The organism is Microbacterium sp. Bi128 (assembly GCF_918698205.1).
The window spans coordinates 1-8,502 of sequence record NZ_CAKKMM010000160.1 but is presented as its reverse complement, the minus strand read 5'-3'; the positions used below and the strand labels follow the sequence as shown (position 1 = coordinate 8,502).

The following is an 8,502-nucleotide window of genomic DNA, read 5'->3' as shown; positions in this document are numbered from 1 at the left end:
ATCCCAGACCTCTCCGGCATCCACTCCGAGCTTGACGCCGTTGCCGTCGGCATCCGGGATGCCGAAGACGAGCCCCTCGGGACGATCGACCGAGAACGCGCCGAGCGCCGGCGGGATCCCCGCGGATTGCCCGGGCCGGACGGTGACGGTCAGGATGCGCCAGACCTCGAGCAGGTCGGACAGCTGCGGCAAGAGCTTCCCCGCCCACGGTCCCGCGGCCACGACGAGACGCGCGGCGCGGACGACACCGCGGTCGGTGCGGACCTCGACGCCGGTCGGGCCCGCGTCCCACCCCAGGATCCGCTCATCGGAGCGGAGATCGGCACCGGCCGTCGTGGCCACGTGCCGCAGCGCGACGAGGGAGCGTTCGGCCTCGATCACCCCCGCCGACGGGTCGTAGACGGAGCGGTAGCCGTCGGGGACGGCGAACGACGGCATGAGGGAGGCCATCTCGGCGGGGTCCTCGACGAGGACGCAATCCGGACCCTGCAGCTGCGCTGCACCCGCGTGTGCGTACAGTCCGCCGGTGCGGTGCAGCAGGACGGTGCCGGTCTCGCGCTCGAGGGACTCCCACGCGTCGAACGCCTTCTCGACGAGCGGATTCCACACCGGGTTCGGGTAGGCGCGCCGGATCATCCGCGTGCGGCCATGCGACGATCCGCGAGCGTGCGCCGGCGCGAATCGGTCGATGCCGACCACGCGCAGGCCGCGCCGGGCCAGACTCGCGGCCGTGGCCATCCCGTGGATGCCGAGCCCGAGCACGACGACGTCGGCCGAGACCGCGGCGGTCATCGGGTGACCCCCGCGCTGATCGCGGCGACACCGTCGACGAGAGCGGCCAGATCCGTCTCGTCGTTGTAGACGTGCGGAGAAGCGCGGACGACACTCGGCACGCCACGGTCGCCCAGATCCCACTGCCCGTGCGTGGCGGGAACCGAGACGACGCGCACGCCCCGGCGCGCGAGCTCGACGACCGCGTCGGCGGGAGCCACGCCGTCGATGACGAACGTCACGATGGCCGAGCGGGTGCCCGGCGGGTCGGCGACCGCGACACCGTCGAGACCGGCGAGTCCGGCGCGAAGACGTTCACCCGCGGCGACGAGCCACTGCGCGGTCGACGGGATGCCGCGCGCGATCGCCTCGTCGAGGGCCACGCCGAGTCCGAGGCGCGCGGCGACCGCCCCCTCCCAGGTCTCGTAGCGGCGCGCCGAGGCGTCGAGCTCCCACGAGGCGCTCGAGGTCCAGCGTGCTCCGCGCACGTCCGGGGCCGTCGGGAGCAGCCGGTCCTGGAGGGTGTCGCGCACATAGGCGAAGCCGGTGCCGCGCGGTGCCCGCAGGAACTTGCGCCCGGTCGTGACGAGGATGTCGCAGCCGATCTCTTCCACGTCGACGGACAGATGACCGACCGACTGGGTCGCGTCGAGGATGTACGTCCCGCCGTAACGCCGCACGACCTCCCCGATCTGGGCGGCCGGCTCGACGAGACCAGACGAAGTGGGCACGTGGGCGACCGTCACGATCGACGGTACCCCGTCCGAGAGGAGCGCCTCGAGGGCGGCGATGTCGACGCGGCGACGCTCGTCGTAGGGGGCGATGACGAGATCGATGCCCTGTTCGCGCGCGAGGCTCATGAGGTGCAGGGCGTGGCTGACATACGTGCTGCTGGAGGCGACGATGCGCTGCCCGCGCTGCGGGCGGAGGGCGTCCAGCATCACCCGCAGCCCGGTCGAGGCGCTGTCGAACAGCGCGATCTCGGTCGACTCCGCCCCGATCAGCGTGGCGGCGGACGCGTACACGTCGTCGAGTCGGCCGCGGCGCTCGGCGGCGGCCTCGTACCCACCCTTGGTCTCTTCGAGGCGGAGATGCTCGACGACGGCGGCGACCACGCCATGGGTGGGCAGTGCCGCACCCGCGGCGTTGAAGTGGCTGGCCAGCGTGGATCCGGTCGTGCGGCGCCGTTCGGCGGCCACGTCGATGGGGGGTCCGTCCACGGGGGGCGCGGGTGCCGCGGCCAGCGCGGCGTCTGCGGTGGGGAGCGAGTTCATGGGGGACGGGATACCTCCGAGTAGGATCCAAACATACTACATATGGATCCAATCTTGCTTCTCGATCTGGAGGTGCCGTGTCCCGCATGCTCGCCTACGTCGGCGCCGCGCCGGCGAATGCCGCCACCGCGCTCGGGCCGGAGGTCCTGGCATCCTTCTCCGCGCTCGCGCGGGTGCACGCCGACGGGTGGGGGGCGGCGTGGCGGGGCCCCGACGGCGTCTCGGCCCACGTCGTCGCGGATCGACGCGCCACGCTCGACGACCTGGCGCGTGCGGTTCCGGCCCCCACATCCGCAGCACTCCTCTACCTGCGCTTCGGCAGTTCGGGGACCGGCGCGACCGAAGCCGAGGCGCAGCCCTTCCTCCGCGGCCACGTGGCGTTCCAGCACAACGGAGCCCTGGCACCGCCCGACCGGCTGCGCGCAGCGCTCACCGCGGAGGAACGCGCGAGCCTGCGCGGCTCCAACGACAGCGAGCTGTACTTCGCGCGCATGCGCCACGCCCTCACCTCCGCGGAGGACGTCGACCCACGGGCCGTCGCCGACGCCGTCGCCGCGGTGCGCGCGCTGTACCCCGACGCGTGCCTGAACGCCCTGCTGCTCACCCCCACCGCGCTCGTCGCGGTGCACTCCTCCGCCGGGCGGCCGGTGCCGCTCGCCGCCTTCGCCGCACGCGGGCTCGACGTCGCCGACCTCCCTCCCGGGCACGGCGACGGCTACAACCGCCTGTTCACGCGGCGGACCGCGGCCGGCACGCGCCTCGTCGCGACCACCGGCATCCCGCTCGAGGGCTGGACGCCGCTCCCCGAGGAGACGGTCTCGATCGTGACGCCGGGAGGACTGGCATCCGTCCCGATCCCCCGTCCGACCCCCGTGTGACGCACGCCGACCCCGACGGGCCTAGCGTGGACACATGGCTCGCATGCGTGTGGAACCCGACGACGCCCCGACGGCGCGCCTCTCGGACGGATCGATCGCCCGCGTGACCGCCTCGACGTTCGTCTCGGGCTCCGAGCTCGTCGTCGACGGCACCCCGCAGTCGCACGTCGATCTCGACGACCCCACGCACTTGCACTTCGAGTACGTGGCGCGCATGGGCGCCGTCATCGACAGACTCCGGATGCCGGGGCAACCCCTCACCGCGGTCCACCTGGGCGCGGGTGCCTTGACGCTCCCCCGCTACGTCGAAGCCACGCGACCGGGCTCGCGACAGCAGGTCATCGAACTGGAGCCGGCCCTGTGGGATCTGGTGCGCGAGAACATCCCGCTCCCCCGCGGCGCGGCGATCCGCGTGCGCATCGGCGACGCCCGCGCCGGCGTCGGACGGCTGCCCGCCGGACTGCGCGGCGCCGTCGACCTGTTGGTCAGCGACGTGTACTCGGGTGCGCAGACCCCGGCCCATCTGACGACCGTGGAGTTCTACCGCGAGGCGGCGGCGCTGCTCGCACCCGACGGCGTGCTGCTGGTCAACGTGTCCGACGGACCCGGGCTGGCCTTCGCCCGCCGCCAGGTCGCGACGATCCGCGAGGTCCTGAGCGAGGTCATCGTGCTCGCGGAGGTGCAAGTGCTCAAGGGACGCCGGTTCGGCAACCTCGTCGTCGCGGCGTCGGCCGCGCCGCTGCCGGTGGAGTGGCTGCCGCGCCTGATGGCGGCTGGACCCCACCCCGCGAAGGTCGCGCAGGGGGCCGAGATCGACGAGTTCGTTCGCGACGCGCGCCCGGCGACGGATGCCGATGCGACGCCGTCGCCGAAGCCCTCGGCATCCATCTTCGAGCGCTGAGACGGACCCGCGGTCGACCGCTCGCTCAGGTTCGCCACCCGACGGTGTGGCGAGGCGGATCATCCGGCCCACGCACCGCAGACTGGAGTCCTTCGGCCATTCGAGAGGAGCGACGGTGAGCTATATCCACGGGTACGACCCCGACACGTTGCGCGAGATCACCGACTCTCGTGAGTGCGCGGAGCGACTCGAGGAGATCGGCTCGCAGCGGAGCCTCCCGGCCCTCCTCGAGCGCACATGGCTACTCAAGGTGCTCGACCGGTTCGACGAGGCCCTCACCGTCTCGGAGCAGTCCGTCCGCGTGGCCCGCATGGCTGGAACCCGCCGCGACCTGCTGCGCGCGCGCATCCTGCACGCCACGATCCAGCAGTGCCGCGGCGCCTTCGCCGCCGCCGAGCAGGAGCTGACGGCGTGCGCGGAAGAGGCCGAGGGTCAGGGCTGGGCCGGTATCGCCGCGTTCGCCCTGCAGCACCGGGGCAAGGTGCACTACGACGAGGGCGAGTACGAGTCCGCGCGCAAGGATTTCAAGCGGGCGCTGTTCCTCCGGCAGAACGCGGGAGCCTCCGACGCCGAACTGGAGTCGACGCTGCTCGCGATCGACGCCGCCGACCGCCGACGGACTCGCGCGGTCGTGGCGAGCTGACGTCGGAGCCCCCCTCTACGATTCCCGTCATGTCCGATCTGCAGCGTGTGCGTGTGTGGGCGGAGGCACTGATCGCCCTGCACCTCGACGAATCGTGGTCGTTCGCGTTCGACAACGCCAAGCGTCGCGCGGGTCTGTGCGACTATGGGCGGCGCCGCCTCAGCGTCTCGCGCTACCTCGCCGCCCGCTACGACGACGACACCAATCATCAGACGCTGCTGCACGAGATCGCCCACGCGCTCGCGGGGGCCGAGGCCGGCCACGGCCCGGTGTGGAAGCGTGCGGCCCGCGAGCTCGGTTACGTCGGCGGCACCACGCACGCCGGAGAGACCGCGAACGAACTGGCGCCGTGGGTGGGCACGTGTCCCGCGGGGCACGTCGCCTACCGGCACCGTCGGGCGACACGCCCCACGTCGTGCGCGAAGTGCGCTCCGTCCTTCGATCCCCGCTTCGCCCTGACGTGGATCCGGCGCGAGATCACCCCCGCGACGCGGCTCGCCGCGTCGACGCCCCGCTGACCCGCACGCCCCGCCACGGCTCACGCGGCGAGGCCCACGCCCTCACGCGGCACCGGGCACCGCGCACCCGCTCACGCGGCGGTGAACACACCCTCACGCAGGACAGGTCGCCGCGCCACCCGCTCACGCGGCGGCGAACACACCTTCACGCAGGACCGGGACGACGGATGCCGCGTCGCGCTCGGCCGCGGCGAGCACGAGATCGCGCGCACCCGCGTCGGCCAGAACGCGGCCCGTGCCGCTGGCGGTGAGGAGATGACGGACGGCGCTGCGCAGCGCCCGGAACCCTTCGCCGGCCACGGCCGCGTCGGGCGAGGCGTGATCGATGCCGAGGTCGCCGAGCGCGGTGACGACGGCGCCGGCGCCCAGGAGATCCTCGACGGCGAACCGCACGCCGGACTCCGGCGCGTCGTCCGCATCGCCCGCCGCGATGACGGCGATGCTCGTCCGCTCCCCGCGGTCACGTTGCACGTCAAGCACGTGCGCGGCGACAGCCGCGGCGTTGCGCACACCCGCGACGACGACATGGGCCCCCGCCCGCTCCGCCACGAGGGCGATCCGCTCGGCGTCGCTCGACGACGCCGCCAGCGTGCGGTCGTCCTCGGCCGCGGCGATCGCTCGCGCCGAGAGCCCCAGCGTCTGCACCACCACGACGACGTGCGCGGGAGCCAGCCGGCGCAGACCCGCCTCGCCCCAGTCCAGTCGCACCTGGTAGTTCGCCTGCGCGAGAGCATCGGGGGTGTGCGGCATCCTTCGAGCCTACGACGAGCCGTGCACGGGCTCTCGCCGCGTCAACCCGCCCCGCAGCCGCACGCGGAGTTGACACAATGCGAGCATGCGCATTCTGCTGAAGTTCGAGATCGCCTGCGATCCGGATGCCGCGTGGCGGGCACTGCATTCCCCGCGGGCGGTCGCCGAGCTGTACGGCCCGCTCCTCGATGTCGAGCCCCTCGAGGACATGCCGACCTCGTTCGCCTCGGGCGACGACGTCCCGGTCCAGATGCGCGCGGCGGGGGTCTTCCCGGTCGGTCGCCAGCTCATCTCGGTCTCCGACCGCACGACGCGCGACGCGCACGGCCCGGTGCGGGTGTTCCGCGACTGGGGCGTGCCGCTCACCGGCCCGCTGGCGGCGCTGGACGTGTGGGATCACCAAATGGCGGTCTCGGCGGTCCCCGGCGACCCGAGCCGGACGCTCTGGCGGGAACGTCTCACGATCGGCGGCGCCGCCGCCCCCGCGCTCTGGCCGGGGCTGTGGGCGATGTGGCAGTGGCGCGCCACCCGCATCCGCGCGCTCGCACCGACGTGGGCGCACGATCCGGAACTCGATCGCGACGACGCCGAGCCGCCCGTCTCCTGAACGTCCCCGGGCGGGTCAGACCAGACCGTGCCGGTAGGCGAACACGACCAGCTGCACCCGATCGCGGAGCGCGAGCTTGGTGAGGATCCGGCTCACGTGCGTCTTGACCGTGGCCTCCGACAAGAACTCGCGCGCGGCGATCTCGGCGTTGCTGAGGCCGGCGGCGGCGAGGGCGAAGATCTCCCGTTCGCGGTCGGTGAGCGCGGCGTAGCTCGCCGGGACCGGCTCGGTCGTGCCGCCCTCGGCGATGTGGGCGAAGAGATCGCGGGTGGCTTCAGCGGTGATGACCGCGGACCCCGCGTGCACGGTGCGCACGGCCGACAGCAGGAACTCCGGGTCGGAGTCCTTCAGCAGGAATCCGCTCGCGCCGTGCTGGATGGCGTGCGCCGCCGCTTCGTCGAGATCGAACGTGGTGAGCACCACCACGCGCGGAGCGCGGGGTTCGCGCAGGATCTCCGCGGTCGCGGTGAGACCGTCCATGACGGGCATGCGCACGTCCATCAGAACGATGTCGGGACGTGTCGCCCGCACGACCTCGATCCCCTCCCGGCCGTCGGAGGCCTCCCCGACGACCTCCATATCGGGCTGGGAATCGAGCACCATCCGGATGCCGGCTCGGAAGAGAGCCTGATCGTCGACGAGCACGACACGGATCGGCGAGGTCATGACAGCGGTTCCTCTCGAGGGGCGGGGGTGTTGCGGCATCCACTCTGCCGGGCACCGGGGACGCGGGCGAACCGCGCTCTCACGAAGGAGTTCCGATCGGCAGGCTCGCCCGCACGACGAAGCCGTCTCCCTCGGGCTGCGCCGACAGCGTCCCTCCGACGAGCTGGGCGCGTTCCCGCATTCCGATGAGGCCGTGCCCGGCGGACGACGGGGGCGCGGCGCCGATGACCCGTCGATTGCCCACCGTGAGCTCGACCTGGTCGGGATGCCATGCGAACCGCACGACGGCCCGACGGTCGGCCCCGTGCCGGAGCGCGTTGGTGAGCGCCTCCTGCAGGATCCGATAGAGCGCGAGCTGCACGGCGGCGGGGGGCTCGCCGTCCGGTGGGGGCTCGACCGACACCTGCAGGTCGACCCCGGCGGCCCGCACCTGCGCGTACAGCGTCTCGACGTCGGCGAGCGTGGGTTGGGGGCCGTCCGCCTGACTGTGCCGCAATTGGGTCAGCAGGAGCCGCACGTCGCCGAGGGCGGCGCGGGCGGTCGACGAGATCGTGGCGAGGGCCTGGGTCGCGACGGCGGGATCCTGAGCGGCGGCGTAGCGCGCCCCGTCGGCCTGCGCGATGACGACGGCGAGCGAATGCGCCACGACGTCGTGCATGTCGCGCGCGATGCGCACCCGCTCCTGTTCGGCGACGGTGGCCTCTTCGGCGGCGCGCTGCGCCGCGGCGTTCGCGGCGGCGCGGTGGGCCGTGCGGACCAGCGCACCCGTCACCCACGCGAGGAGGAACGCGAAGCCCGAGGCCAGCAGCACCGCGAGGACGGCGAAGAGACTGTTGGGATTGAACACCCCGTCCACCCCGCGCAGGACCACGTATGCCGAGGCCACCGCGGCTCCGACGAGAGCCGAGACGAACCCCGCCCAGAACACGCGGCGACTGCCGTAGGCGGCCGAGACGTAGAGTACGACGAACACGACGACGTCAGTCGGCGACGGATCGCGCAGGAACCCCATCTGCACGCACGCCCCGGCCCAGGCCAGGAGGAGGGCGACCCCGGGCTGCAGCCGTCGGAAGGCGAACGCGGCCGTCATGAGGGCGACGAACAGGAACGCCCCGAGGTTGCTCACGACGCCGCCCGGCCCCAGCTCGATCACGATCGAGAACAGCCCGAACACCCCGGCCACGACGAGGTCGACGGTCCGCTGGTACCGGAGCAGGGGACGCAAGGCGATGCGCATCCCCCACACGCTACGCGGCGCGGGGCCGGGCGGCATCCGTCCGCAGATGTATCTGCCGGAGGGGGGCGCGGCGCGGGACGAGGCGGGGCGGGAGCGCTGCCCGGACAGGGATGCCGCCGGGGCGAGGCCGGGACTGCGCGTTGCCGGGGGCTTCGGGCCGCCGGCGTCAGGCGGGGAAGTCGGCGGGCTCGATCGGGCGGGCCTCGAAGAAGGTCTGCAGCACGATCGTGGTGCGCGTGTTGACCTGGGCCGCCGTG

The 8,502-nt window shown here is 73.1% G+C and carries 10 protein-coding genes; 5 read left to right on the top strand and 5 right to left on the bottom strand.

Going from position 1 to position 8,502, the window contains the following annotated elements:
* Together LQV45_RS12780 and LQV45_RS12775 are read right to left on the bottom strand one after the other, a co-directional pair.
* Positions 1 to 792, bottom strand: a 792-nt coding sequence (locus tag LQV45_RS12780) for an FAD-dependent oxidoreductase (protein ID WP_230007352.1), incomplete at its 3' end; no start/stop codon positions are given.
* The gene (locus tag LQV45_RS12775; protein WP_230007351.1) at positions 789 to 2,045 is read right to left on the bottom strand and encodes an aminotransferase class V-fold PLP-dependent enzyme; all 1,257 of its coding nucleotides are present in this window, start codon (positions 2,043 to 2,045) and stop codon (positions 789 to 791) included. The genes LQV45_RS12780 and LQV45_RS12775, both read right to left, overlap by 4 nt.
* An 86-nt stretch (positions 2,046 to 2,131) precedes the next feature.
* Between LQV45_RS12775 and LQV45_RS12770 the strand changes: the two genes are divergently transcribed.
* From LQV45_RS12770 to LQV45_RS12755, 4 genes are all read left to right on the top strand, one after another.
* Positions 2,132 to 2,923, top strand: coding sequence for a class II glutamine amidotransferase (locus LQV45_RS12770; protein WP_230007353.1), 792 nt, complete (start codon positions 2,132 to 2,134; stop codon positions 2,921 to 2,923).
* A gap of 34 nt (positions 2,924 to 2,957) precedes the next feature.
* Positions 2,958 to 3,824, top strand: a complete 867-nt coding sequence (locus LQV45_RS12765) for a spermidine synthase (RefSeq protein WP_230007350.1) — start codon at positions 2,958 to 2,960, stop codon at positions 3,822 to 3,824.
* Between the two features lie 115 nt (positions 3,825 to 3,939).
* Complete coding sequence (locus LQV45_RS12760; protein WP_138177802.1) at positions 3,940 to 4,467, top strand: tetratricopeptide repeat protein; 528 nt, start codon at positions 3,940 to 3,942, stop codon at positions 4,465 to 4,467.
* Positions 4,468 to 4,496: 29 nt separating this feature from the next.
* Positions 4,497 to 4,985, top strand: a complete 489-nt coding sequence (locus LQV45_RS12755) for a SprT-like domain-containing protein (RefSeq protein WP_230007349.1) — start codon at positions 4,497 to 4,499, stop codon at positions 4,983 to 4,985.
* A 123-nt stretch (positions 4,986 to 5,108) separates the two neighbouring features.
* On the opposite strand, the gene LQV45_RS12750 is transcribed toward LQV45_RS12755, so the two are convergent.
* Positions 5,109 to 5,735, bottom strand: a complete 627-nt coding sequence (locus LQV45_RS12750) for a 2-phosphosulfolactate phosphatase (RefSeq protein WP_230007348.1) — start codon at positions 5,733 to 5,735, stop codon at positions 5,109 to 5,111.
* An 85-nt stretch (positions 5,736 to 5,820) separates the two neighbouring features.
* Here LQV45_RS12750 and LQV45_RS12745 point away from each other — a divergent pair, with 85 nt between their 5' ends.
* Positions 5,821 to 6,342, top strand: coding sequence for a hypothetical protein (locus LQV45_RS12745; protein ID WP_230007347.1), 522 nt, complete (start codon positions 5,821 to 5,823; stop codon positions 6,340 to 6,342).
* 15 nt (positions 6,343 to 6,357) lie between these two features.
* On the opposite strand, the gene LQV45_RS12740 is transcribed toward LQV45_RS12745, so the two are convergent.
* Positions 6,358 to 7,008, bottom strand: a complete 651-nt coding sequence (locus LQV45_RS12740; RefSeq protein ID WP_230007346.1) for a response regulator transcription factor — start codon at positions 7,006 to 7,008, stop codon at positions 6,358 to 6,360.
* Positions 7,009 to 7,087: 79 nt separating this feature from the next.
* A complete protein-coding gene (locus LQV45_RS12735) occupies positions 7,088 to 8,245 on the bottom strand; it encodes a sensor histidine kinase (RefSeq protein WP_230007345.1) in 1,158 nt (385 codons plus the stop codon).
* Positions 8,246 to 8,502: the final 257 nt, after the last annotated feature.